The following is a 25,575-nucleotide window of genomic DNA, read 5'->3' on the forward strand; positions in this document are numbered from 1 at the left end:
CTTTCGTTTTGCTCTTGCAATGCGCTAACGGTTGCCACAGCCGCTAATCTCCCATTTTACGCACATTGCAGATTTTAACGGTTGCCACATGCCTTAACTGCCCCTTTTTACGGTGAACTGGCCCTTTTAGCCCAAATAGCGCTTACTGCAACCGTTAGAGTAATTTTTTGATTCAAATTGACCAATTAGCGTCGTTTATAATCGTTAGACGCGGTGACTTGCTTCTGATGTACTTCCGATGTGTTTCCGATGTGCAGATGATTTGCTTCCGATGTGCTTCCAATGTGCTTCCAATATGCAGAAGATGTGCTCCTAATGTGCTTTCGTCGTGCGTCCGGATGTGTTCCTGAGGTGCTTTAGCTTTCGTTCTGCTCTTGCAATGCGCTAACGGTTGCCATAGCCACTAAATTCCCATTTTACGCACTTTTCAGATTTTAACGGTTGCCACAGGCTTTAACTGCCCCTTTTTACGGTGAACCGGCCCTTTTAACCCAAATAGCGCTTTTTGCAACCATTAGAGTAATTTTTTGATTCAAATTGACCAATTAGCGTCGATTTTAATCGTTAGACTCGGTGACTTGCTCCTGATGTACTTCCGAAGTGCTTCCAATATGCAGATGATGTGCTCCTAATGTGCTTTCGTACTGCGTCCGGATGTGATCCTGTTTCCTGTCGTGTTCCTGATGTGTTTTAGCTTTCGTTCTGCCCTCGTAAAGAGCTAACGGTTGCCATAGCCGCTAATTTCCCATTTTACGCCCATTGCAGATTTTAACGGTTGCCACAGGCCTTAACTGTCATTTATTACGGTGAACCGGCCCTTTTAGCCCAAATAGCGCTTACTGCAACCTTTAGAGTTATTTTTTGATCCAAATTGACAAAATAACGTCGTTTATAATCGTTAGACTCGGTGACTTGCTCCTGATGTACTTCCGAAGTGCTTCCAATATGCAGATGATGTGCTCCTAATGTGCTTTCGTACTGCGTCCGATGTGCTCCTGTTGTGCTCCTGTTGTGCTCCTTTTGTGCTCCTGTTTCCTGTTGTGTTCCTGATGTGCTTTAGCTTTCGTTCTGCCCTCATAAAGAGCTAACGGTTGCCATAGCCGCTAAATTCCCACTTTACGCACATTGCAGATTTTAACGGTTGCCACAGGCCTTAATTGCCCCTTTTTACGGCAAACCGACCCTTTTAGCCCAAATAGCGCTTACTGCAACCGTTAGAGTAATTTTTTGATTCAAATTGACCAATTAACGTCGTTTATAATCGTTAGACTCGGTGACTTGCTTCTGATGTGCTTCCGACGCTCCAATATGCATAAGATGTGCTCCTGAAGTACTTCCGGCGTGCTTCCAATTTGCATCCATAGCGGTCATACAACCTTTATAGTAGTTACTTTTTAATCGATAAAGATCAAATTGCGATATTTATAGACGTGAGTGCTGCGAATTCCTATTGCGAGTTATTGGGAAACTGCCATCGTTTACAAGAGTGTTATCTTCCAATAACACATGCACGATCACGCCCACCCATTATCGCCATTCGTCCAATCGGCAAAACCGTGACTCATTTATGAACTTGCTCGCTGCGCATGCACCTCAAACACGCCGGCAGCGCCCATTCCCCCGCCGATGCACATGGATACGACGCCGTAACCACCCCCGCGGCGGCGAAGCTCATGGATGAGCGTGGCGGTCAGCTTGGTGCCGGTACATCCGAGTGGATGACCTAGCGCGATTGCGCCGCCGTTGACATTCACTTTGTCCTCGTCAATCCCGAGCTCGCGGATAATGTGCAGGCACTGCGAGGCAAACGCCTCATTAATTTCGAAAAGCGATACGTCGTCCAAAGCGATTCCCGCCATATCGAGCGCCTTCGGAATCGCCTTCACCGGGCCGACCCCCATCAACTCGGGTTCGACGCCCGCCACGGCGAAGGACCGAAACGTCGCAAGCGGCTGAAGCCCCAACCGTTCGGCCCGTTCCCGACTCATCAGCAAGACCGCGGCGGCACCGTCGCTCATCTGGGACGTGTTCCCCGCCGTCACGGTGCCCCGGGCTTTGAAACCGGGCTTGAGCTTCGCCAGCGCCTCCAAGGAGGTGTCCTCCCGAACGCCTTCATCCGTATCGAAGGTCAGCGTCTTTCGCTGGAGCTTTCCATCCTCTCCGATATGTGAAAGTTCGGCCCGGACGGGTACGATCTCGTCCTTGAATTTGCCTTCCGCAATGGCATTTGCCGCCTTCCTGTGCGAGCGGAGCGCAAATTCGTCCTGATCCTCGCGGGTAATTCCGAACTTTTCCGCGACCCGCTCCGCCGTATGGCCCATAGCCATGTAGACTTCCGGCATTTCCTCCACGATCTTCGGATTCGGCGACACCTTAAAGCCGGTCATCGGCACATGGCTCATGCTTTCGACGCCGCCTGCAATGATCACGTCCGCGTGTCCGAGCATAATCCGTTCGGCCGCAAATGCAATCGACTGCAAACCGGAAGAACAGAACCGGTTGATCGTAATCGCCGGAACCGTCACGGGAAAACCGGCGTACAGAGACATGATGCGTGCAAAATTTAACCCCTGTTCCCCCTCCGGCATGGCACAGCCGATGATGATATCCTCCACATCTTCTTTTTTCACTCCCGGCGCCCGTTCGACAACCGCTTCCAGCACCGTCTTGCCCATATCCTCCGCACGGGTCTGCGCGAGACTTCCCCGTTTGGCCTTGCCTACTGCGGTTCGCGCAACAGAGACAATAACCGCTTCCTTCATACCTTCACCCTCCCGTTGTAAGGTAGTCATTATTTTTGCAGCATCCTAATTCCGCAGCGGCTTTCCCGTGGTGAGCATATGCTGCATGCGCTGCCGCGTTTTCGGCTCGCCGCAAAGGCTGAGGAACGCTTCGCGCTCCAAGTCCAGCATGTGCTGTTCGGTCACAAGCGCCCCCGGCGGGACGTCGCCCCCCGCGAGCACATGGGCGAGCTTGTTTGCGATCAGCAGATCGTGGTCGCTGATAAATCCGCCTTCCCGCATACCGAGTGCGGCCATGCGCAATACGGCTTTACCCTCCGTGCCGACCACCCGGAGCTTCGTTTCCGGAATCGGCTCATAGCCTGACGCGACCATGCTCAGCACAGCCTGCTTCGCTTCGTGAATGCGATGGTCCGGATTCAGCACAACCCGGTCGCTCTGCCGCATGTATCCCAGCTTGATCGCATCATGTCCGCTGGTCGACACTTTGGCGGTTCCGACCGTCTCGAAAATCCGGTTGATATAGGGCTGAAGGTCCGCCTCAGGCAACACCGCCCGGCTGGCCCGTAAGGCGAGCTCCTTGCAGCCGCCTCCCGCCGGAATGAGGCCGACGCCTACTTCAACGAGGCCATAGTAAGTTTCGGCCGCGGCGATCACCTGGTCCGCCGGCAAGCAAGCCTCCACGCCGCCGCCCAGCGTCATCCGGTGAGGCGCGGCCACGACCGGCTTTTCGAACCGCTTCAGCTTCATCATCGTGTTCTGGAACAGACGGATGATATCATCGACCTCATCCCATTCCTCGTCCTGCGCCTCCATCAGCAGGAGCATGAGATTGGCGCCGACGCAGAAATTTTTGCCTTGGTTCGCGATCACAAGCCCGGCATAGTTGTTTCGGACCTCATCGACGCTTTGCGATATCATCGATAATATGTCCGCGCCGATAGCGTTATTCGGTGAGTGGAATTCCAAGCACGCCACGCCGTCGCCGATGTCGATCAAACTCGCGCCGCTGTTACCCTTTATCACTTTGTTCTGCGCCTTCAAACCTTGCAGCGAGATCGCTTCCGGCGGCAATTCGACATGCTTGAAGCGTCCTTCATGGACATGGAACAGCTTTCCTTCCTCCTTCCGGTAAAAAGAAGCATTGCCTGCCGCAATCCATTCCTTGACCCAGGAAGGTACTGATAAGCCTTCCGCTTCCATTCGGGCAACCGATCGTGTCAGTCCGATGGCATCCCAAGTTTCGAACGGTCCGAGCTCCCAGTTGAAGCCCCATTTCATCGCCTCGTCGATTTCCCGAACACTGTCCGCGATTTCGCCGAGCTTCTCGGCGGAGTAGATCAGCACTTGCTTGAGCACATCCCAGGCCAGTTCCGCATATTTATCGCCGCCGCTTAACAGGGCCGCCGTCTTCGCCTTCGCCCCTTTCGCCAATTTGGCGGCTTCGAGGGATCCCGAAACGGGCTTCCCCTGCGGCCGGTACTCCATCGAATTCAGATCCAGAGCCAGGATCCGACTTCCTTCCGGCCCTTTGACCTTTTTGTAAAAACCGGCGCCGGATTTTTCCCCGAGCAGGCCCTGCGCCACCATCCGCTTCAAAACTTCAGGTGAGGCGAACACGCTTTTTTCCGACGCGTCATCCACATTTTGATATACATTATCCGCCACATGCAGGAACGTATCGAGCCCGACCAGATCCAGCGTCCGAAAGGTCGCGCTTTTCGGACGGCCCATCGCGGGCCCGGTAACGGCGTCCACCTCCTCGACCGAATAGCCCTTTTCCAGCATGGCTCTCATTGTCACGAGCAGGCCGTAAGTTCCAATGCGGTTCGCGATAAAATTCGGCGTATCTTTTGCCAGAACAACGGTTTTTCCGAGCTTCCGCTCGCAAAACGAACGAAGTTCCGCAATCAAGCCGGGATCCGTCGCTTCCCCAGGAATGATTTCCAACAGCTGCATGTACCGGGGAGGATTAAAAAAGTGCGTGCCCAGAAAATGTTTCCTGAATTCCGGCGATCTTCCCTCCGCCATCGCATTGACGGAAATACCCGAAGTATTCGTACTGACGATGATGCCGGGCTTCCAAACCTGTTCTACTTTAGATAACAGTTCCCGCTTTACCTCCAGATTTTCGACGACGACTTCGATGACCCAATCGACTACGGAAATTTCCGATAGATGATCCTCCAAATTTCCCGCCGTGATGCGATCGGCAAAATCGTTGTCATAAAGCGGGGCCGGGTTCGTATGCTTCAGCCTCTCGATCGCCGCGGATGCCAAACGGTTTCGGACAGCCGGATGTTCCGGCGTATAGCCTTTTGCGGCTTCCGCTTCCGTCAATTGCTTCGGCACGATATCGAGGAGCAGGCATGGAATTCCGGCGCCTGCCAACAGGGCCGCGATCCCCGAACCCATAATCCCGGAGCCGATTACGGCGGCTTTACGTATCGGTTTGTTCATATTGCTTTACCCTCCAATCCATGATTTGGTTGTTGTTCTTCGAACACCGAGAGCGCAAGCAGTTCGGCGATGTCCCTGGTTTTCACTTCTTCCGAAACATCCTTCATTTTCGCGCCGTCCTCCAGCATGGTCAGACAATAAGGGCAGGCGCTGCTGATTACGGTCGGCCGCACCTGAAGCGCTTGCTCGGTACGGGCTAGGTTGACGCGTTTGCCGCCGTTTTCCTCCATCCACATCATCCCGCCCCCGGCACCGCAGCACATTGCGTTTTCCCGGGATCGCTCCATTTCCACGAGTTCAACGCCGGGGATCGCCCGCAGCACATTACGGGGCTGGTCGTAAACATTGTTGTAACGTCCCAAATAACATGAGTCATGGTAAGTGATCCGCTCCTTCACTTCATATTTGGGTTTCATCCTGCCTTCCCGGATCAGCCGGTCCAACAGCTCGGAATGGTGCAGCACCTCAACGTCCTTCAGGCCAAATTCCGGATACTCGTTTTTGAATGTATTGAACGTGTGCGGGCAGGCGGTGACGATTTTCTTGACGCCGTACTTCTGGAACAGGGCGATGTTCTCCTGGCAAAGCTGCTGGAACAGCAGCTCGTTACCCATGCGGCGCGGCGTATCTCCCGAGTTCTTCTCCTCGTTGCCGAGGACCGCGAAGCTGACGCCGGATGCATTCAGCAGCTTGACGAAAGCCTTTGAAACTTTGCGGCTGCGAAGATCATAAGAACCCATGGAGCCTACGAAAAACAGCACTTCAAAATCGGGGTTCTCCTTGACGGTAGGCACGCGAACCCCCTCGACCTCCCCGGTCCATGCGGCCCGGTCGTTCCGGCTGATGCCCCAAGGGTTCCCCTGCCGCTCGATATTGGTAAGCGCGCGCTGTCCTTCCTGGGGTACGCTGCCCTGCATCAGCACCAAATGGCGGCGAAGATCGATGATTTTGTCGACATGCTCGTTGCCGACCGGGCACTGATCCTCGCAGTTGCGGCATGTAGTGCAGGACCATATCTCCTCCTGGGTCATGACGTCGCCGATGAGCTCTAAACTTCGAGGATCACCGCCTTGCTCCCGCGGCTTCCAGGTTTTTTTCTGCCAATCCAAGGTGGGATGGATGTCGGTGATGCCATGACCTTCGGCAGAAATCCAATCGACCTCCACATCCGCCGCTCCCGCAGTCAAGCCGTGAGACGAAGTTCCGTCCATAGCGAATGCGAATGCCGGTGCCCAGGGCGATTTGCCGGTGACGGACGCCCCTTTTTCCTGCAAATGATCCCTTAGCTTGGTGATCAGATGCATCGGGGAGAGCGTCTTCCCTGTATTCGAGGCCGGACAGACATTGGTGCAGCGCCCGCATTCCACGCAAGCGTAAAAGTCGAGCATCTGTTTTTGCGTGAAATCCTCGATTTTGCCGGCGCCGAAGCTCTCCGCTTCTTCGTCTTCCAGATCCAGCGATTGGAGTCGTCCGGCCGGTTCGCGGCGGCGCATCAAGATATTGAGGGGTGCCGTAATGAGATGAAAGTGTTTCGATTGAGGTACGTATACGAGAAATGAAAGAAGAATGAGCAAGTGCAGCCACCAGAAAACGTAAAACAAGATTTCCGCTCCCGGGGAGGGGACTCCCGATAAAGCGGCCGCAATGAGCGAGGAAACCGGCGCCAGCGCCGAGGGCTCAAGTCCGAGCCACAAACGCTCGAAACCCAGCGAGAACACAACAGAAAGCATTAAAGCGTAAATGAAGAAGATGACGATGCTCGGCTTCCAGCCTTTTTTCAGCCGGGGCAGCTTTTCCCCGTACCGCCGATAAGCGGCATAGGCCATCGCCAGCAATATAAACAGCACCGTGATCTCTTGCAGCAGCCCGAACACTTCGTACGCGGGAAAAGGCAGGTGACCGCCCCGGGTCAATCCTTTGACGATCAGATCGATCGCGCCGAATTGCAGGATGATGAAGCCGTAGAAAATAACGATGTGCATGATGCCGCTTTTGCGGTCCTTCAGCAGCTTCTTTTGACCGAACACCTGGGAAAGAACCGGCCCGATCCCCCCTTTAAGACGCTCGGCAAAATTCACCTTCTGTCCCAGCTTCACGTAACAATAACGATGATAGACCGCCAGCCAGAACAGATAGACTCCATAACCCGTGACCGCCAAAAAAAGAAGCAGATTGAGGATTTGCCATGCCATTTGGGAACCCTTCCTTTCATCGAAATTGTGAAATCCGGCAGGGCCAAGCTTGGGTAAGCGTTTACAATATGGAGGTTTAAATGAGCGCCATGTATTGACAAAGCGCCGGGTTTACCCTAAGATTAAGAAAAAATGAATGAGCATTCATTCATTTGATTTAAATTTTAGCATTGAGGTGTCGTCATGACAAGTAGGAAACAGGAAAAATTTGAAATGATTTTGGATGCGGCGGAAAAAGTGATTGCGGAGAACGGCTTCCATGGGTCCCAAGTGTCCAAAATCGCCAAGGAGGCTGGGGTCGCGGACGGTACGATTTATTTATATTTCAAGAAAAAAGAAGATATCCTCATCTCTTTGTTCGAAGACCGGCTGGGCAAGCTCGTTGCCATGTTTAACGCCAGCATACGGGAAACGGATTCCGCCTCCGAGGCGCTCCGAAGAATATGCGAGATCCACTACACCCAGCTGGAACAAAATATTTCTTTGGCTTACGTGACGCAAATCGAGCTGCGCCAAAGCTCGCTGGAACTGCGCAAGGCGATCGGTTTGTCCCTGAAGCCCTATATTCAGTTGATCGAGCATATTTTAATACGAGGGATGGAGGAGGGAACGTTCCGTGCCGACCTGGATACGAAGCTGACCCGCCAGCTTATTTTCGGGGCCATGGACGAAGTCGTAACCTCCTGGCTCATCTCCGGCCGGAAGTACTCCTTGTCCGGACAGGTCGGCGGAACGGTCGACTTTTTCTTGCGGGGCTTAAAGTAAGGTTGACTTTTATCCTAGGTTGAGAGGAGATTTGCATAATGAATCTATTCGTGATCCTGAAGCAAACCTTTGAAACGGAGGAAAAAATCGTCATTCAAAACGGTGCCGTCAGCGACGAAGGCGTGAAGTATATCATCAATCCTTACGACGAATACGCCGTGGAAGAAGCGCTGCGTCTGAAAGAACAGCACGGCGGAAATGTGACCGTCGTCTCCGTCGGCCCCGAAAGGACCGCGGAAGCGTTGCGGACCGCACTCGCCATGGGTGCCGACGAGGCGGTGCTTATTTCGGACGATGGCTTGCAAACCGATGAATTCGTCGTTTCCGCCCTGCTTGACGCCTATTTCAAGAATCAAGCTTTCGATTTGATCCTCGGCGGCTTTTTTTCGGTCGATAACGGAGCGGGCCAGGTCGCCATTCGCCTCGCCCAGCTGCTAGACATTCCTCATACCTCGGCGATCGTCAAGCTTGAGATTTCCGGCGGAAAGGCCGTTGCGGTTCGCGACGCCGAGGGCGACAGCGAAACGGTCGAAACTTCCTTGCCGGGGGTATTTACCGCCCAGCAGGGGTTAAACGAACCTCGTTACCCTTCCCTTCCCGGAATCATGAAAGCAAAGAAAAAGCCGTTCCATCACTTGAGCCCGGAAGATCTCGGCGTTGAACCCGCAGCCATTTCCCCGAAGACGGAGCGTACTGCCCTTTTCAGCCCGCCATCGCGTAAAGCCGGGGTCATCCTGCAGGGAAGCTTGCCGGATCAGGCCGCGGAACTCGTTCAGCGTTTGAAAACCGAAGCCAACGTCCTTTGACCCAATCGCTAACCTATTCGAGGAGGAATCTCCTATGAGTAAAACGTATGTGATCGTGGCCGAAACCCGTGACGGCAAGCTTCGTCAGGTTTCGTTGGAAGCGCTTCATGCGGTGTCGTTGGCCCGGCAAGACGGGGACCGGACAGCCGCCGTGCTGATTGGTTCCGGGCTTGACGGAACCGCCGAAGAACTGGCCCGTTACTTTGAAGGCCAAGTCCACGTGATCGACCATCCCGATCTGAATTCGTATTTGGCGGAAGCTCATTTTTCCGCCCTTTCCCAGGTGCTTGAAGCCCTGCAGCCCGATGTCGTGTTGTTCGGCCACACTACGGTCGGACGGGACCTTGCTCCGATGGTCGCTTCGCGTTGGCAGCTCGGGCAAATCTCCGACGTTTCGGCCATCGATAAAGTGGATGACGCCATCCTTTACACGCGCCCCATCTATGCCGGCAAAGCTTTCGAGCAGAAAAAGCTGACCGGTGACGGCAGAGGCGTGATCACCTTGCGGCCCAATAATATTCCTCCTGCGGCCCCCGTTGCCGCGCCGGCCGAAATCGTGCCTTTCGACTATACGCCTGCGTCTTCCTTACGTTCGGTCGTCAAAAACGTTGTCCGCAAGGCGGCAGGCAAAATCGATTTGACCGAGGCCAAAGTCGTTATCTCGGGAGGTCGGGGCGTCAAAAGCGAGGACGGCTTCAAGCCGCTCGAGGAACTGGCCGAGGTGCTCGGCGGCGCGGTCGGCGCTTCTCGCGGGGCCTGCGATGCGGGCTACTGCGATTATGCCCTGCAGATCGGGCAGACCGGGAAGGTGGTCACGCCCGAAATCTACATCGCTTGCGGCATTAGCGGCGCAATCCAGCATCTGGCCGGGATGAGCCAGTCTCGGATCATTATCGCCATCAACAAAGACCCGGAGGCACCGATATTCAAAGTGGCCGATTACGGCATCGTTGGTGATTTGTTCGAAGTCGTCCCGTTATTGACGCAGGAATTCAAACAGGCACTTCAATAGATCAAGTGGACAGGAACCATGGAGCCTCCGGATTTTCGAGAAACCCGCGTCGATCGGATGTTGGGTTTCTCATTATCTATGAGTCTTCCGGATCTAATATCTGCGGTTATTGATTTCCAATTCCGCGGTGACTTCGGTAAAGACGCTTTCCGGGGTGACGATTTTTTTGGGCAGCGTGCGCCCTTCCATCAATTCATTCACCGCTTGCATCAGGTTCGGCCCCAAGAGCGGGTTACATTCCACAACAGCATTGATTTTTCCCGCGATCATTTTTTCCAGCGCCCTGCGCGTTCCGTCGACGGATATGATCACGATGTCCTTCCCCGGCTTCAATCCGTACGCTTCAATCGCTTCAATCGCGCCCAGCGCCATGTCATCATTATGGGAATATAGCACGTTTATCCCGTTTCCGAACTCTTGCAGAAACGATGTCATGACTTCCCTTCCTTGCTCATAGGTAAAATCGGCGTACTCGCTCTGCAACACCTGAAACTTGGCTTGTTCCCGAAGCGTATCCGCAAACCCCCGGCCCCGGTCGATGGACGGGGTGGAGCCCGCCGTCCCCTTCAACTCCACGATACCGACCGGTCCTACCGTCCCTGCCATTTTGTCCACCAGAAATTTCCCCGCTTTGACCCCTTCCTCATAAAAATCCGAGCCGATAAGGGTCACGTATTTCGACGCGTCCTCCACATCGACCGCCCTGTCCACGATGATAACCGGGATTCCCGCCTGCTGCGCCTCATCTAAAATAGGATCCCAGCCGGATTGAACGACCGGGGCGATCGCAATCACGTCGACCTTCCGGGAAATAAAGCTGCGTACCGCTTCAAACTGCTTTTTTTGGGACTGTTCGGCATTTTCAAAAATCAACTCGATTCCGGCTTCCTTCGCCGCTTCCTTGACCGATTGGCTGTTTGCGTTGCGCCAGTCGCTCTCGGTGCCCAGTTGGGAAAAACCCAGCAGGATCTGACGCTTACCCGTACTGAACGGCCCCTCGTCCGGCGTCAATCCGGCCGAATAGGTTAGGGACGCCCCATCCGCGGTTTCGGCTCCTGCGGGCGAAGTTGGAGATCCCGAGGTGGATTCGCAGCCCGCCAGAATGGCAATAACGGCGGCAAATAAGAACAGCATAAAAGGGGGGAGCAAGGTATGTACATAGAAGCGTCTGAAAAATTGCGCCCGTAAATATCTTGGATTTTGTTTGATCAAACTGCCGGCCTCCCTATTTAAATATCTATATGCCATTCTTACCACATGCTCCCAATGAAGAAAAGAGCGAAAAAACCTGATGCGGCCGCTTCAGGTTTTTTCTTTACTGCTCCGTTATCGTCTCTCCCTTATCCTGAGCTCCGCCCGGCCAGTCGCCGTTCACCAAGCAGCCTTTGAAGCAGAATGAACAGCAACAAAAGCGCGCCGATCACGATCCGCGTCCACCAGGAGCTGAGCGTCCCTTCAAAACTGATGATCGTCTGGATAACGCCCTGGATCAAGACGCCGAAGAAAGTGCCGACCACGTAACCGACGCCTCCGGTGAGAAGCGTTCCTCCGATCACGACCGCAGCGATGACATCGAGCTCCATACCGTTAGCATGCAACCCATATCCTGACAGCATGTAGAAGGTAAACACCACGCCAGCCAAAGCGGAGCAAAAGCCGCTGAAGCCGAACACCATCATTTTCGTGCGCGCCACAGGCAATCCCATCAGCATCGAGGACGGTTCGCTGCCGCCGATAGCATACGTGTTGCGGCCGAATTTCGTATAATGGGCCAGATAGATCCCCATAAGCACCACGGCCAGCGCAATCAGGACGCTGATCGAGATGAAGCTTCCGCCCGGGAGCATGATCTTCGTCTGGGCAGCCGCCGTGTAAAAAGCATTATCGATCGTAATCGTATTAACGCTGATGACGTAACAAAGGCCACGGGCCAGGAACATGCCCGCCAGGGTTACGATGAACGGCTGGATGTTAAAGTAATGAATGATGGCTCCCATGGCGGTTCCGAACAGTACGCCAATGATCAAGACCAGCAAAATGACGATCACCGGCGGCCATCCTTGCTGCAGCAAGCTGGCGGAGACCATCGTCGTCAAAGCGATCATGGAGCCCACGGACAAGTCGATTCCGCCGGAAACGATCACGAACGTCATGCCGACGGCCGCGATCAGGAGAAACGCGTTGTCGATCAGCAGGTTCAGCAGCACCTGCATGGAAAAGAATCCCGTATACCGGAAGGAACCGACGATAAAAATCAGCAAAAACAAGCCGATCGTTACCCATAGCGGAATGTACTGGCGTTTAAGCATGCCGCTTCACCTCCGGATTTAAAGTTTGCGAACGGCCCGCATTCGGACGACGGCGCAGCAATCCGCGGAATTTCTCGGATTGGACCAGGCAAACAGCCAGGACGACCAGCGCTTTGACCACCAGCGTAATTTCCGGGGGTACGCCCACCATGTATATCGTCGTCGTCAACGTCTGAATGATCAGCGCGCCGACCAGCGTTCCGGCCAGATAAAAGCGACCGCCGGTCAAAGAGGTTCCTCCGATGACGACGGCCAGAATCGCGTCGAGCTCGTACCAGAGTCCGGCATTGTTGCCGTCAGCGCTGGAAACGTTGGAACTGAGAAGCAGCCCGGCGATACCCGCGCACAACCCGCAGAACATGTACACGGCCAGCATCACCGTCCGTGAACGGACGCCCGCCAGCCGGCTGGCCGTCGGCTTGCAGCCGACCGCCTCGATAAATAGCCCGAGCGCGGTTTTTCGGGTGAGCAACGAGGCGATTCCGAACATCGCCGCGACGACAAAGATCGAAAACGGAAGCGTCAGCAAGGAGCCCGCACCGATGTATTGATATTTGGGGCTGAGCACGGTAATGATTTGCCCGCCCGTGATCAATTGGGCGATACCCCTGCCGGCGACCATCAAGATCAACGTGGCGATAATCGGCTGAATGCCGATGCGGGCCACGAGAAATCCGTTCCATAGGCCCAGCAAAGCTGACAAAACAAGCGCAAGACCGACCGCAGCAAGCACGGCGGCCAATCCGTTTTGGTCGTTCGCCCGGCTGATGCTGAGACAGGCCATCGCTCCCGTAATCGCCACGACCGAACCGACCGACAGGTCGATGCCGCCGGTAGCGATCACCAGCGTCATGCCGATCGCTACCAGGATCAGCGGTGAACCGAAATTCAAAATATCAATCATGCTTCCGTACAGATGCCCGTCCCGCATCTTGATCGAGAAAAAATCCGGCGAATAGATCAAATTAAACAACAATAACGCGACAAGCACCATGAACGGCCAAAACAAACGATGCTTCATCATCCCATATCCCCTCCTGCTATCGCCTGCATCACTTGTTGCTGATTCATTTCCGGCCCCGTCATTTCTTTCACCTTCCGGCGGTCCCTAAGCACGACGATCCTTTGACTTACCCGCAGCACTTCTTCAAGCTCGGAAGAAATGAAGAGCACCGACACTCCCTTTTGCGCGAGCGAAAGCACCAGCTTTTGGATTTCCGCCTTCGCACCGATATCAATCCCCCGGGTCGGCTCATCCAGGATAAGCAGCTTCGGCTCCGTCAGCAACCAACGGGCAAGCAACACTTTTTGCTGATTGCCACCGCTGAGATGACGGATCAGCTGCTCCGGGTCACGCGGATTGATGTTCAGCAGAGAAATATACGCCTCCGCAATTTCTTTCTGCCGCTTCCGCGGAATTTTCCGGAACCACCCCTTGGAAGCCTGAAGCGCCAACACGATATTTTCCCGGACCGTCAAATCGTCGATTATGCCTTCCGTTTTCCGGTTCTCGGAACAAAAGGCAACGCCCTGATCGATCGCCTGTCTTGGCGTATGGATGCTCCCGGCACGTCCCCCAATCCGGAGACTCCCCCTGTCCGATCGGTCCGCCCCAAAGAACAGCCGGGCCATTTCGGTCCGACCCGAGCCCAGCAGCCCGGCCAAGCCGAGCACCTCGCCCTGATGGATGCGCATGTCGAACGGCTCGATCGCTCCTTGCCGTCCAAGTCCCACGGCTTCCAACATGACATCGCCATGATGGCTGCCGCCGCTATCCGCCAAATTCGGAAGCGTCTCCAGCATCCCCAATTCCTTGCCGATCATTTTCGAAACCAGTTCGATTCGCGGCAAATCCGCAACGGGATACTCTCCAATGAATTCCCCGCCCCGCAAAATCGTAATCCGGTCCGATACCTCGTAAACCTGATCCAGAAAATGCGTGACGAACAAAATGGCGAGCCCATCCTGCTTCAGCTTTCTCATAATGTCGAACAACTGCTTTACCTCGCTTTGATCCAAGCTGGAGGTCGGTTCATCCAGAATCAATACCTTGGCTGAGATGCTTAACGCCCGGGCGATGGCGATCAATTGCTGCACCGCCACCGAATAGGACTCCAGCGGCCGGGTCACGTCGATCTGGAGATGAAGCCTTTCCTGAAGCAGCTGTTCGGCATTCCGGTTCATTTCTTTCCAGCGGATCCGCCCCATGCGGCTAGGCTCGTTGCCGATGAATATATTTTCCGCGACCGACAGATTCGGGCACAGATTCACCTCCTGATAGACGGTGCTGATTCCGGCGCGCTGCGCTTCCTGGGGGCTGTGCACCGAAAGGGCCCGTCCATCCATCTCAACGCTTCCCATATCGGCGTTATAAACGCCGGTCAGCACTTTGATCAACGTCGACTTCCCCGCTCCATTTTCGCCCATCAGCGCATGCACCTCGCCGGGAAACAAACGAAAATCCACTCCGCTCAAGGCTTTTACGCCGGGAAACTGCTTTTGGATCCCGGTCATTTGCAATATCGGTTGCAGTTCCTTCATCTGCTCTTATCTCCCCTCCAAGAGAACAGGCAGCTCCGGCGAAGTTCCATCCCCCTCGCGAAGCTGCCCTCCCTCCCGTTACTTGCAATTTTTACGCAGGGCCACTCGAACGAACCCGCTTAATATTGGCGATTTGGCAGTTCCCGTTTGGCATCCTCGGACGTAAATACGCCTTCTTCCGTGACGATCCGCTTCTCCACTTCCTTGCCGTCAACCACATCTTGCACCGCTTGCATCAGTTGGGGACCGAGCAGCGGATTGCATTCCACGATGAAATTGATTTTGCCTTCGCTGGCCGCGACGAATCCGTCTTTTACCCCATCCACGGTAATGATCTTGATGTCTACGCCCGGCTTCAGTCCGGCCGCTTCGATAGCCTGAATCGCACCGAGTCCCATGTCGTCGTTATGGGCGTACAGCACGTCGATCTTCTTGTGAGCCTTCAGGAACGCCTGCATGACTTCTTTCCCTTTGGCCCGGGTGAAATCGCCGGTTTGCGAAGCGATCACCTTCAGATTCGGGTTGGAAGCAATCACTTCGGCAAAACCCTTTTGACGGTCGATGGCCGGTGCGGAGCCCGTCGTCCCTTGCAGTTCCACAATATTAATTTCTTCCGTGGAATCCTTATATTGATCCACAAGCCATTGCCCGGCGCGACGGCCTTCTTCGACAAAGTCCGAGCCGATGAACGTTTCATACAGCGAGGTGTCCGCAGAATCCACGGCCCGGTCGGTCAAAATGACCGGAATGCCGGCATCCTTCGCTTCTTTCAGGACGGTGTCCCAGCCGGACTCCACGACCGGAGAAAAGGCGATGACGTCCACTTTTTGCTGGATAAAGGTGCGGAGCGCTTTGATCTGGTTTTCCTGTTTTTGCTGCGCATCGGAAAATTTCAGATCGAACCCGGCTTCTTTGGCCGAATCCTGGATCGATTTCGTATTGGCCGTTCTCCAGCCGCTTTCTGCGCCTACCTGCGAAAATCCGAGCGTGATCTTTTTATCTGCCGATCCGTCTTTTTGATCCCCATTGCTTTCCGCCCCCGCTTGCGTCGGCTGATTTCCGCCGTTTGCGGGCTCCTTCGCGTTTCCTCCGGACCCGTTGTCCCCGCCGCAGGCAGCCGAGAACAACAGCATTAATGAAGCGGCCAGAATCAAGCCCGATTTTTTGAACGAATTCATTTTGTTTCCTCCCCTTTTTGGTTCACCATAGCCTGGCGTGTCTCGATTATAAAACGCTTCCATTTCGGGAAGATACGGAGTTTCATCGCTTGCCGGTGGCTTTTTTTCGGCGGAATTTCCCGCTGAGCAGGAACGTCATTTGTTTTTTTGTGCCGATGGTTCAATTTTTTATTAATGATTGCGTTTTCATAGGCGATCCGTCATAATTTGGAACAAAAGAGAAGGTTTTGGTGTACCCGATGCCGTTATTCTCCATTCGAAAGGCAGACGTCCGATGAAGCTGATCAACTGGATCTCCTCCAGCCTGCGCGCCAAGCTGCTGATGATGTTCCTGTGTTTGACCGTCATCCCGTTAATAGGAATCGGGTTGGTTTCTTATCAGAAGTCATACAACACCGTCTATGAAAACAGCAAAGCCAGCGCGGTGCTCACCGCGGACCAATTGGCTCAAAGCCTGGAAACCCTGTTCACCGACAGCGGCAAATTGCTGGAACTCGGGAGTCATCCAAGGGCGCTCCATTTTCTATATTCGCAAAGCGATACCTACGAAGATGCCAAAGAGATTTTAAGAACGATAGATTCGTACCGCCAAACCTACAAATACGAGAGCGTCCGCAATATTACGATGATCAATTTATACGGAAGAGGCATTAGCGAACGGCGAGGTGTGTTTCAACTGGACAAAAATCCGCTGCGCAATCCTCATTTCGCCTATTTGATCAACCACCCCGATTCCGTGCTTAACATCCCGCCGCTCGACTCCGAGCCGCTGGACCGGGTCGACGGATTGCAGGAGAAGCCCGGGATTTCCATTATGGCCGCCGTAAAGCAGCGGATCACGCACGAAGTGATCGGTTTTATCATTATTGACGTTGACGACTCTGCGGTGGGCCGGTTTTGTGACGAGGTTGTCATTGGCGACACGGGCTTTTTTTATGTCATCGACGGCAGCGGCCGTCCGATATTTACCCCCGACCGGCTGGACCGGGACGGCGTTCTTCCGGGTCGAGACATCCTATCCGCCATGGCTTCGGGCTCTTTAAGCAGCTATGTCGATAAGACTAAAGGCTTGCCGAAATTTATTTTCGCCTCTTCCTCGCAAGCCACGGGGTGGAAAATTATCGGTCAGGTTCCCCTGCAGGAAATCGTCAAAGAGGCCGATTCGATTCGTCAGCTCATTATCGTCAGCGTAGCGCTAAGCATTCTTTTTGCCGTTTCGCTGCATTTTTTCATATCTTCCCGGCTCACGCGTCCGCTACAGCTGCTGAAGAAAAAAATGAAGCTCGCGGCGTCCGGTTTCCTCGACTCGAAGGTCACCCCGTCGGGTAAGGATGAAATCGCCGATTTGGGCCGGAGCTTTAACATTATGCTTGGAAAAATAAAAAACCTGCTCGAACAAAACATCCGCGAGCAGGAGGAGATCAAAAAGGCGGAGCTCAGGGCGCTGCAAGCCCAAATCAATCCTCACTTTCTGTACAATACGCTGGATTCGATCCTCTGGATGGCGGAAGCGGGAAAAAACGACCGGGTCATCACCCTGGTGGAATCGCTCTCCCGCCTGTTCCGGATCAGCCTGAGCAAGGGCCGGGACTGGATCACTCTCGAAAAAGAAATCGAGCACGTCCACAGTTATCTGGTCATCCAGCAAATGCGGTACCGCGATATACTCGACTATGAAATCGAGGCGGACCCCGAGCTCGGATCTTGTTCCGTCCTCAAAATGACGCTTCAGCCGATCGTGGAAAACGCGCTTTACCACGGCATCAAGAACAAGCGCGGAAAAGGACGGATTACGGTCAGCGCCAGGAAGGCGGGGACTCGCGACCTCCTCCTCACCGTTCAGGACAACGGCTGCGGAATGACGCCGGAGAAACTGGAGCAGCTGCGGCGGAATCTGCTTAACCGCCGGATGCCTGAGGAGACCGGAGAAGAGGTGTCGGGCGGATTCGGGCTCCATAATGTGCATCAGCGGATCAAGCTTTTTTACGGGGATCAATACGGGGTTCGGATCGACAGCGCCCCGCAAGAGGGCACGATTGTGACCATATCCATTCCGATGAAAGCGGGGGACTAACGGATGAAAAAAGTACTGCTCGTCGATGATGAAATCCTGATCAGAGAAACGATTCGGGACTGTATTCATTGGGAACGGGACGGGTTCAAGTATTTGGGAGACGCCTCCGACGGCGAGATGGCCCTGCCGATGATCGAGCAGCTGAAGCCCGATATTCTGATTACGGATATCAAGATGCCGTTCATGAACGGACTTGAGCTGAGCAAAATCGTACGCAACAGAATGCCGGACGTGAAAATCATCATTTTAAGCGGGCACGAGGAATTCGAATATGCGCGGGAAGCGCTCAGTATGGGCGTAGTGGAATACTGCCTCAAGCCGATCAGTTCCTCGGATCTGATGAGGCTGCTTCGCAGGGTTAGCGACAAAATCGATAAGGAACGAAGCGAAAAGGAACAGTTGGCAGGCTTGAAACAGCGGGAGCTTGAGAAGACCGAACTGTCCAGGCAAAAGCTGCTCAGCGATTTGTGCGGCGGCCTTCTGTCCGCGACGGAGGCGATTCAAACCGCGGAGGCCTTATCGCTCAGGCTCGTGGCCCACTGCTATGCCGTCGTTTTAATCGATCAGCGACATTCCGCCGAGGATTACGACCGTTTGGATACGGATACCGCCTTGTTAGCGTTGAAGCGGGTTGTCGATGAGCAACGGGAGCACTTTTTGGAATACCGGTCCAGCCTGACGAAGACGGTATGGATCGCGAAGGGCGAAACTGCGGAAACGTTGGAGATCTTACTCCGGCCGTTTCGGGAGATACAGGAAAAGATGGAAGCCCAACCTCAATGCTATGCCTTATCCCTAGGAATCGGTTCGGTACAAGAGCGGCTCCAGGGAATACATCTTTCTTTTTTGGAGGCGGAGGAATCTCTTTACTGGCAGCGGCTGAAGCGGCAAAACCGGCGAAATTTGCTGGAGGCGACGCGAAGCTCGATCCACCACAGTATTTTACTGGATCGTCAGGCATTTATACAGTTTCTTAAAATCGGAACCCCCCGGCAGCTGGAATCCTTTATCCCCGGGTTTGCTTCCGCGCTTGCTCAGGTCGACTGGAACGCTTCGCTTACCGGCTATTATATTTTGAACGATCTTACGCTTGAGGTTTTCAAAACCGCCGAGGAATTGTACAGAGGGCCTGAAGCCGCAAGGCAAAGCTTAACGGATTTTCAGCATTCGATTGAATCGATTCGTACCTGGGAAGAGGCATGCCATTATTTAACCAGGCTGGTCGAGCATTTCTGGCACTTGCGCTCCCATGCCTCCGACCGCTATGCCCATCTGCTGCTTCGGGTGAAGGAATACATCACTTCCAACTACGATAAGGATCATATCTCCTTGCAGGACGCCGCAGAATCCATCAACATGAGTCCCAGCCACCTCAGCAAAATTTTCAGTCAGGAAACGGGGCAGACGTTCATCGAGTTTTTGACGCAAACCCGGATCAATAAAGCAATGGAGCTTCTTCAGTCCACTCAGGCCAAAACTTATGAAATCGCTTTCCGGGTCGGTTATAGCGATCCGCATTACTTTTCCAACTTATTCAAGCGGGTTACCGGCATGACGACGACGGAATTTCGGAAACAAGGCGCATTGCCAACAACGGCGGTTTCTTTCGGGATATCGGAAGGAGAGCAAGATGAAAATGAACAGGCCTCGTCTTTTTCATAATATCAAATTATTAGCATTCGCTTTGGGGCTCATGGCGGTATCGGCGGTCGTGCTGGCAGGATGCCAAGAACAGCCGGACCCCGGCTCCTCTCGCATCTCCTCGCTTCCGTCGGAAACGTCCATAAATCAGGCGCCGCTCTATACCTTCGGTATCATTTACCCGATGGCGCATCCGTTTTATGAAGAGATTACCCGCTTGACGGAAGAGGCCGCGATCCCCGAAAGAGTCCGGCTTGTCGTAAAAGCGCCTGAAGCGATAAACCTGGAACAGCAAATCCATATGATGGAGACGATGATCCAGCAGAAAGTGGACGCCATCGCCATCTCGCCTATCGATTCATCGGCCCTGGCGTCCGTGATCAACAAGGCGGTTCTGGCCGGCATCCCCGTCATCTGTTTTGAATCGGATGTGAAGGACAGCAAGCGGTCTGCTTTTATCGGTACCGATAACGTTGAAGCGGGCGTTCAAATGGGCAAAATCATCAAGCAAATAATGAAAGACAAGGGTATGCTTCTGGTCGAATCCGGCGTACAGCGTATGGAGCTTCATCAGGAGCGGCTTCAGGGACTGCTGGATTACCTGCGGGACGAAACCCGCATTCAAGTGCTTGAAGTCCGACATAACGATGGAGACAGCGACAAAGCGCTGACCGATCTTGAAGCGATGATCGACGCCCACCCGCATTTTGATGCTCTGGTGTCCATAGACCTTATTTCCAGTTCCACCTCGGTTCTCGTCTGGAAAGCCAAGGGCCTTAGCCGCTACGCCGTCGCCTTCAACATGACGCCCGAAATGAAGGAAAGCCTGAGCAACGGCCAGATCACCTCCGTTCTATCGCAAAACGAAGAAAGCTGGGGCAAGCTGCTGATCGGCAATCTCCTCCAAGCGGCCCGGGGAGAACCCGTCCCCCCTTTCACCGATACCGGAAAAATAGTCATCCACAGCTCCGATTCATAGGAATGAATTAAATCACCCGCTTTGTTAGGCCATTCATCTGCGAGTGAAAATGAGCCAAGCGAGCGGGTAATTCAACGCGCTAGGTTTTTCCTGACGCATTTTGCCGGTTTCCTCCGATTTTACTTTGCATTCCTCTTTTATTCTCCCCTCTTCTTTTCAACTGCCCCCATATATCGGTCAACCCGGCTAACCAATGATGCCGGTTTCTATCTGCCGGTGCGATCATTTTCTGTTGGTTGCACTCTGCGGGTATCCTCATAGGATGGTTACGCGGATCATGAAACCTCTCCAGTTCCCTTTCACGTCTGAAATATTCCTCGTAGTTCATCATTTGCGCAAGCTCCTCTCTTACCACCGTTTCTTTTTGCGATCTTTTTTTCCATTATCTGCTTCAAAACGGGGAAGAAAAAGTGTACACTATGAAAAACGTATTTCCCCTTTTCGAGGAACAAGGGTGTCATGAGCTTATGAGGAGGTTGTTCAATGCTTACGGAGGAACGGTATTTTACCCTGCTGAACCATTTTGCGGGGCCGGGAAACCGGGATCGCGATGAATTCGAAGTCGCGCTTGAGGAATTGACCGGGCTTTTCCATTGTACGGAACGGAACGTCAAGCTGATCGTACGCAAGCTCCAGGAAGAGAACTTGATCGATTGGCTGCCCGGTCGCGGACGCGGGAACCGGTCGCGCATCCGCTTCAAAGTGGAGCGTGAGCCGTTTCTGCTGGAGTTTGCCAAACGTCTTTCGCAAAAAGGGGAATACCGGACGGCCTTCGAGTTCCTCCATCAATACGAAGAGGATAAACCGATCTTTGATCAGTTTATCAAATGGCTGAACGGCAAGTTCGGCGTGGAAAGAGCCGCGGCGGATTCTCCCGACAGGGACGTCTTCTGCCTTCCCGTCTATCGGGCTCCCGCTACGCTCGATCCTTCCGAGCTATACTTCGGCTTTGATTCCCACCTTGTTCGGCAGATATTCGACCGGCTTTTGGAATACGATTCGGAACGGGAACAAATCACCCCGAAGCTCGCCCACCATTGGGAAAGCAATGAATCGGGAACGGAATGGACGTTTTATTTGCGCAAGGGAGTCCAGTTTCATCACGGTAAAATGCTCGCTGCGGATGACGTTGTGTTTACACTGGAACGAATGAGGTCTTCCATGAACTCCTGGCTCGTGGAAACGATGGAGCGGGCGGTTGCGGTGGATCCGAGAACGGTTAAAGTCATCCTTCGCCAACCGAACGCGCTATTCCCGCGGCTCATGTGCTCCTCCTGCGCTTCCATCGTTCCGGCGGATAAAGTCGGCTTAACAGGCAGCGAAAGTCCGGACCTGCCCAGCGGAACGGGGCCGTTCAGAATGGTGCATTGGAGTGCCAGCCGGATGGAGCTCGCCGTCAATGAAGGTTACTTTTTGGGCAGGGCTTATCTGGACGGAGTCAAGCTCATTTTTATGCCCGATGACATCCCGAACGTATCCAAGTTGAAATGGGAACATCTCGTAGCGAATGATTCCCGGTTTCCCGCTAAAGCGGGCAGCGATTGGGCCCGGATCGAAACGCTCAGCAAAGGCTGCAGCCTGATCTCATGGAATCGTAACAAAGACGGACCTCACCAGTCCCTTTCCTTCCGGCAAGCCGTCAATCTCATTATGGACCGCTCCGGCTTGATCTTGCATTCCGGCAAGCAGGGCTATCCGGCGCGCAGCTTTTTGCCGCAAGAAGAAACGGCGTTCGGCGTGCATTGGCATGATCCCGAGGCTGCCAAGCGGCTGCTTGAGCAGTCCGGTTACGACGGCACCCCGTTGCGGCTGATCGCCGGAGAATCGGAATGCGAGGACGCCGAATGGATACGGGAGCAATGCGAGTCCATCGGTATCCCGGTCGATATCCGCTACGAAAAAAAGTATTCCCTCACTTATCCGGAAACCGCTATGGAGGCCGATGCCGTATTGATGTGTCTCGTTTTTGCGGATGATGAAATATGCGAGCTTGAAACCTTTCTCCAGAAGAACAGCATCATCAACCAGCATCTCCAACCGGGTTTGAAAAAATGGATTTACGGCCTGGTCGACGAAATCTATGCTTCACCGTCGAAGGCCAAGCGGCGCGCTTTATTGCAGCAAATCGAAAATCGGCTGCACGACGAAGCCCAATTGCTGTTTTTGTTTCATCAGAAGCTAAATACTTACGTCCACCCTTCCGTCCGCGGATTGATAATCAATAATCTGGGCTGGATGGATTTCAAGGACATCTGGCTGACTTCGGCAACGGAGCGGGAAGAGCGGCAAGAGCATGAGGTCCAAATGGCAAAAAGCGTTTGACGACGATTGTCGCCAAACGCTTTTTTTCTAAGGTTGCCCTTATCTTATTTGAACACTTTCAAGCGGCTGTCCAACGGAGCGAATTGTTTTTCGCCCGGCTCGGCGGCAATATTGCCGAACGGCATTTGCGCAATCAGTTTCCAGCTCGCAGGAACATTCCATTCCTTGGCCACTTGCTCGTCAACAAGCGGATTGTAGTGCTGCAACGACGCGCCGACGCCTTCTACCGCCAGAGCGGTCCAGACAACATATTGCAACATGCCGCTGGATTGTTGAGACCATACCGGGAAGTTTTCCGCGTATGCGGCGAATTGCTGTTGAAGGCCTTCAATGACGGCTTGATCTTCAAAAAACAAAACAGTCCCGCGTCCGCTGCGGAAAGCGGCCATTTTCTCTTCCGTCGGTGCAAAGCTGTCAGCCGGAACGAGTTTGCGGAGGGTTTCTTTGGTGATGTCCCAAAACTTGTCATGCTGCTCGCCGAACAGAACGACGACTCTTCCGCTTTGAGAGTTAAAAGAGGACGGCGAATGAAGAACCGCTTCCCCGATAATTTCCTCAATTCGGGCGTCCGACACCTTGGTGTCCTTGTTAATCCCGTATACACTGCGTCTTTTTTTGACTGCGTCCAAAAATTGGCTCATTTTTAGCTTCTCTCCTATTCCAACGATGTTTACTTACCCAAATTTAGTAGCTGCAAAATTTATACTACATAAACTATAATTCGTTTGCAAGCATTTCGTATTTTTCCCTCATTCAATTTTGTTAAGACTGGGTTATAATGGAAAAGGAGTGATCATCCGGGGGGAGGTTCTCGATTTGGCAAGAACCAAAATTTTTATTAGTTCCGTGAACGAAGACGGCCTCAAGCCTCTCAGACGAAGGGTATTCCGGGAACTGGAGGCCCTTGGGCATGAACCTGTCATGTGGGAAGAAAATCTAGGTCCCTGGCCGGCGCATGTCGATCCGGTCGTCCGTTGTCTGGAAGCCGTGGAGCAATGCGACATATATGTATTGTTTATCGGCGGCAAGGCAGGTACATACCACGCTAACGCCTTAAGAACGATTACCCATATGGAGTTCATCAAAGCGCACGAACAGGAAAAAACGATTCTCGTTTTTGGAGACGTGGAGGTCAAATCGATATTTTTCGGCACCGTCAGGCCGATTTTGGAACGCTTTATTGACGATTGCATCGCGAAGGAAGAGCGTTTTCCCACACCCGCACATATGATGGAAATGTTGAAGAAAGATAACCGCATGCCGAAAGACGTGGATCCCTACGTCTGGTATTTTTACTATGACATGCTGCTGAGAAAAGTGTATATCGATGATCTTTCCATGGGAGTCCCGATCGATTGGAAGGCTTATTTCAGCGATTTGCTTCGGCGCGGCGCCTTGCTCCTGCCGCTGGAGGATTCGATTGAACAAAACGCCGACCGGCTGGATCAATTCGATGAAGCATTTGAGCTCATGTCGGGTTTGCTGCCGCTTTTGCGGATATCCGGGCTCAGGCATGAAGGCGAACCGTTCCTCGAACTCATCATGAACCGCTTAGGCGGAGGCATGATCGAGCAAAAGTACGGGCAATATATGTCCGAAAGCGTGGGATATTACGGCGATTGCTGTGCGGCAACGCTTTATGAGCTTCGCGAGGACGGTCTTTTCCTCGTCGCCAAGGCCGGATCGGCCGCTTCGGCCCCGTTTTTCGCGCCGGACGACAAAAGCTCCTACATCGTGCTGACCGCCGAAATGGGCGATCCCGGGGAGCAAGTGTTTTTCAAAGAATCGAAAAGCATGTTTTATCACTGCATCCGGTCGGGGAACTATGTCATAACCCTTCACTACCCGGCGGATCCGGACTGGAATTATAAGAAATTCATCCACTACAAACAGAGTGTCAATCATGCTATAATGAGTAAAAATCCGCTTGTCGTCGAAATCGTCAAATTGTGCCTGGGAGGAATGCAGCCATGAGTTCGGGAGTGTTCGTATCCAAAAACGGACGGGTCACTAAAGCTGTCGGCAATCAACCCAAAGAAGCGCTGCTGTTCGCCCCTTTGGCGAAAAATTCGTCGCAGATCCTTCGCGAGCAGCGTATAGCGATGAAACGCACCAACAAACAAATCAAAGACCGCTTGGCTCAGGCGTCCAAGAGAGCGTGACTTTATATTTTCGGCAAAAAAAGATCAACCGCACCTTCCCTCTTCGTGATCTCCACGATTCGGAAGATGCGGTTTTTGTTATCCCGCCAGTTTCAATCCTACGGCCGCGGCAAGAACCATGGCGATAAATAAAAGTCGCTTCCAATCCTTCGATTCCCCATAGAGAAACATGCCGGCCAGCGTGCTTCCGACCGTCCCCATCCCCGTCCAAATCGCATATGCCGTCCCCATAGGTATGGATTTCATGGCGATCGACAATAGTCCCAAACTAAGGATGAATCCGCCGGCCATCAAGGCAAACGATTTGATATCCCGATAACGGTTTAACCGGTTGATTCCCGCCACTCCGATGACTTCACCTACTCCGGCAAGAACAAGCAAAACCCATGCCAT

20 protein-coding genes are annotated in these 25,575 nt (G+C 53.5%); 9 read left to right on the forward strand and 11 right to left on the reverse strand.

The window, feature by feature from the left end; genetic code table 11:
* Window positions 1-1,565: 1,565 nt before the first annotated feature.
* Genes ACSFXJ_RS14190 through ACSFXJ_RS14200 form a run of 3 tightly spaced genes read right to left on the reverse strand, consistent with a single transcriptional unit; the run spans window position 1,566 to window position 7,393 of the window.
* Window positions 1,566-2,762, reverse strand: coding sequence for an acetyl-CoA C-acetyltransferase (locus ACSFXJ_RS14190; RefSeq protein WP_435920997.1), 1,197 nt, complete (start codon window positions 2,760-2,762; stop codon window positions 1,566-1,568).
* Between the two features lie 45 nt (window positions 2,763-2,807).
* The gene (locus ACSFXJ_RS14195; RefSeq protein WP_435920998.1) at window positions 2,808-5,201 is read right to left on the reverse strand and encodes a 3-hydroxyacyl-CoA dehydrogenase NAD-binding domain-containing protein; all 2,394 of its coding nucleotides are present in this window, start codon (window positions 5,199-5,201) and stop codon (window positions 2,808-2,810) included.
* Complete coding sequence (locus tag ACSFXJ_RS14200) at window positions 5,198-7,393, reverse strand: (Fe-S)-binding protein (protein WP_435920999.1); 2,196 nt, start codon at window positions 7,391-7,393, stop codon at window positions 5,198-5,200. The genes ACSFXJ_RS14195 and ACSFXJ_RS14200 overlap by 4 nt, the downstream gene beginning before the upstream one ends.
* Before the next feature lie 183 nt (window positions 7,394-7,576).
* On the opposite strand from ACSFXJ_RS14200, the gene ACSFXJ_RS14205 reads away from it, so the two are divergent.
* The 3 genes from ACSFXJ_RS14205 to ACSFXJ_RS14215 are packed head-to-tail and all read left to right on the forward strand — an operon-like array spanning window position 7,577 to window position 9,976.
* Window positions 7,577-8,158 (forward strand): TetR/AcrR family transcriptional regulator, encoded by a 582-nt coding sequence (locus ACSFXJ_RS14205; protein WP_435921000.1) that lies wholly within the window; start codon window positions 7,577-7,579, stop codon window positions 8,156-8,158.
* Between the two features lie 38 nt (window positions 8,159-8,196).
* The gene (locus ACSFXJ_RS14210; protein ID WP_435921001.1) at window positions 8,197-8,964 is read left to right on the forward strand and encodes an electron transfer flavoprotein subunit beta/FixA family protein; all 768 of its coding nucleotides are present in this window, start codon (window positions 8,197-8,199) and stop codon (window positions 8,962-8,964) included.
* 34 nt (window positions 8,965-8,998) lie between these two features.
* Entirely contained in the window at window positions 8,999-9,976 is a 978-nt protein-coding gene (locus ACSFXJ_RS14215; protein WP_435921002.1) for an electron transfer flavoprotein subunit alpha/FixB family protein, read from the forward strand.
* 93 nt (window positions 9,977-10,069) lie between these two features.
* On the opposite strand, the gene ACSFXJ_RS14220 is transcribed toward ACSFXJ_RS14215, so the two are convergent.
* From ACSFXJ_RS14220 to ACSFXJ_RS14240, 5 genes are all read right to left on the reverse strand, one after another.
* Entirely contained in the window at window positions 10,070-11,188 is a 1,119-nt protein-coding gene (locus ACSFXJ_RS14220; protein ID WP_435921003.1) for an ABC transporter substrate-binding protein, read from the reverse strand.
* A 128-nt stretch (window positions 11,189-11,316) separates the two neighbouring features.
* On the reverse strand, window positions 11,317-12,285 hold the full coding sequence (gene yjfF, locus ACSFXJ_RS14225) for a galactofuranose ABC transporter, permease protein YjfF (protein WP_435921004.1): 969 nt from the start codon (window positions 12,283-12,285) through the stop codon (window positions 11,317-11,319).
* Window positions 12,278-13,309, reverse strand: a complete 1,032-nt coding sequence (locus ACSFXJ_RS14230) for an ABC transporter permease (RefSeq protein WP_435921005.1) — start codon at window positions 13,307-13,309, stop codon at window positions 12,278-12,280. The genes yjfF and ACSFXJ_RS14230 overlap by 8 nt, the downstream gene beginning before the upstream one ends.
* A complete protein-coding gene (locus ACSFXJ_RS14235; protein WP_435921006.1) occupies window positions 13,306-14,826 on the reverse strand; it encodes a sugar ABC transporter ATP-binding protein in 1,521 nt (506 codons plus the stop codon). Before ACSFXJ_RS14235 ends, ACSFXJ_RS14230 begins: the two co-directional genes overlap by 4 nt.
* A gap of 119 nt (window positions 14,827-14,945) precedes the next feature.
* On the reverse strand, window positions 14,946-16,004 hold the full coding sequence (locus tag ACSFXJ_RS14240; RefSeq protein WP_435921007.1) for an ABC transporter substrate-binding protein: 1,059 nt from the start codon (window positions 16,002-16,004) through the stop codon (window positions 14,946-14,948).
* A 274-nt stretch (window positions 16,005-16,278) separates the two neighbouring features.
* On the opposite strand from ACSFXJ_RS14240, the gene ACSFXJ_RS14245 reads away from it, so the two are divergent.
* The 3 genes from ACSFXJ_RS14245 to ACSFXJ_RS14255 are packed head-to-tail and all read left to right on the forward strand — an operon-like array spanning window position 16,279 to window position 20,698.
* Window positions 16,279-18,078, forward strand: a complete 1,800-nt coding sequence (locus tag ACSFXJ_RS14245; RefSeq protein WP_435921008.1) for a sensor histidine kinase — start codon at window positions 16,279-16,281, stop codon at window positions 18,076-18,078.
* Window positions 18,079-18,081: 3 nt separating this feature from the next.
* Entirely contained in the window at window positions 18,082-19,740 is a 1,659-nt protein-coding gene (locus ACSFXJ_RS14250; RefSeq protein WP_435921009.1) for a response regulator, read from the forward strand.
* Entirely contained in the window at window positions 19,709-20,698 is a 990-nt protein-coding gene (locus ACSFXJ_RS14255; protein WP_435921010.1) for a sugar ABC transporter substrate-binding protein, read from the forward strand. The genes ACSFXJ_RS14250 and ACSFXJ_RS14255 overlap by 32 nt, the downstream gene beginning before the upstream one ends.
* A gap of 79 nt (window positions 20,699-20,777) precedes the next feature.
* Here ACSFXJ_RS14255 and ACSFXJ_RS14260 read toward each other — a convergent pair whose 3' ends face one another.
* A complete protein-coding gene (locus ACSFXJ_RS14260) occupies window positions 20,778-21,029 on the reverse strand; it encodes a hypothetical protein (protein ID WP_435921011.1) in 252 nt (83 codons plus the stop codon).
* 152 nt (window positions 21,030-21,181) lie between these two features.
* On the opposite strand from ACSFXJ_RS14260, the gene ACSFXJ_RS14265 reads away from it, so the two are divergent.
* Window positions 21,182-23,020, forward strand: a complete 1,839-nt coding sequence (locus tag ACSFXJ_RS14265) for an ABC transporter substrate-binding protein (protein ID WP_435921012.1) — start codon at window positions 21,182-21,184, stop codon at window positions 23,018-23,020.
* Window positions 23,021-23,064: 44 nt separating this feature from the next.
* On the opposite strand, the gene ACSFXJ_RS14270 is transcribed toward ACSFXJ_RS14265, so the two are convergent.
* Window positions 23,065-23,661 carry a nitroreductase family protein gene (locus tag ACSFXJ_RS14270; RefSeq protein WP_435921013.1) on the reverse strand — a complete coding sequence of 199 codons (597 nt, stop codon included), beginning with the start codon at window positions 23,659-23,661 and terminating at the stop codon, window positions 23,065-23,067.
* A 175-nt stretch (window positions 23,662-23,836) separates the two neighbouring features.
* Between ACSFXJ_RS14270 and ACSFXJ_RS14275 the strand changes: the two genes are divergently transcribed.
* Entirely contained in the window at window positions 23,837-24,994 is a 1,158-nt protein-coding gene (locus ACSFXJ_RS14275) for a DUF4062 domain-containing protein (protein WP_435921014.1), read from the forward strand.
* Complete coding sequence (locus ACSFXJ_RS14280) at window positions 24,991-25,182, forward strand: hypothetical protein (protein ID WP_435921015.1); 192 nt, start codon at window positions 24,991-24,993, stop codon at window positions 25,180-25,182. The genes ACSFXJ_RS14275 and ACSFXJ_RS14280 overlap by 4 nt, the downstream gene beginning before the upstream one ends.
* A 78-nt stretch (window positions 25,183-25,260) precedes the next feature.
* Here the strand turns inward: ACSFXJ_RS14280 and ACSFXJ_RS14285 are convergent, their stop codons facing one another.
* Complete coding sequence (locus ACSFXJ_RS14285) at window positions 25,261-25,575, reverse strand: DMT family transporter (protein WP_435921016.1); 315 nt, start codon at window positions 25,573-25,575, stop codon at window positions 25,261-25,263.

The organism is Paenibacillus salivarius (genome assembly GCF_051307165.1).
Lineage (GTDB): Bacteria > Bacillota > Bacilli > Paenibacillales > Paenibacillaceae > Fontibacillus.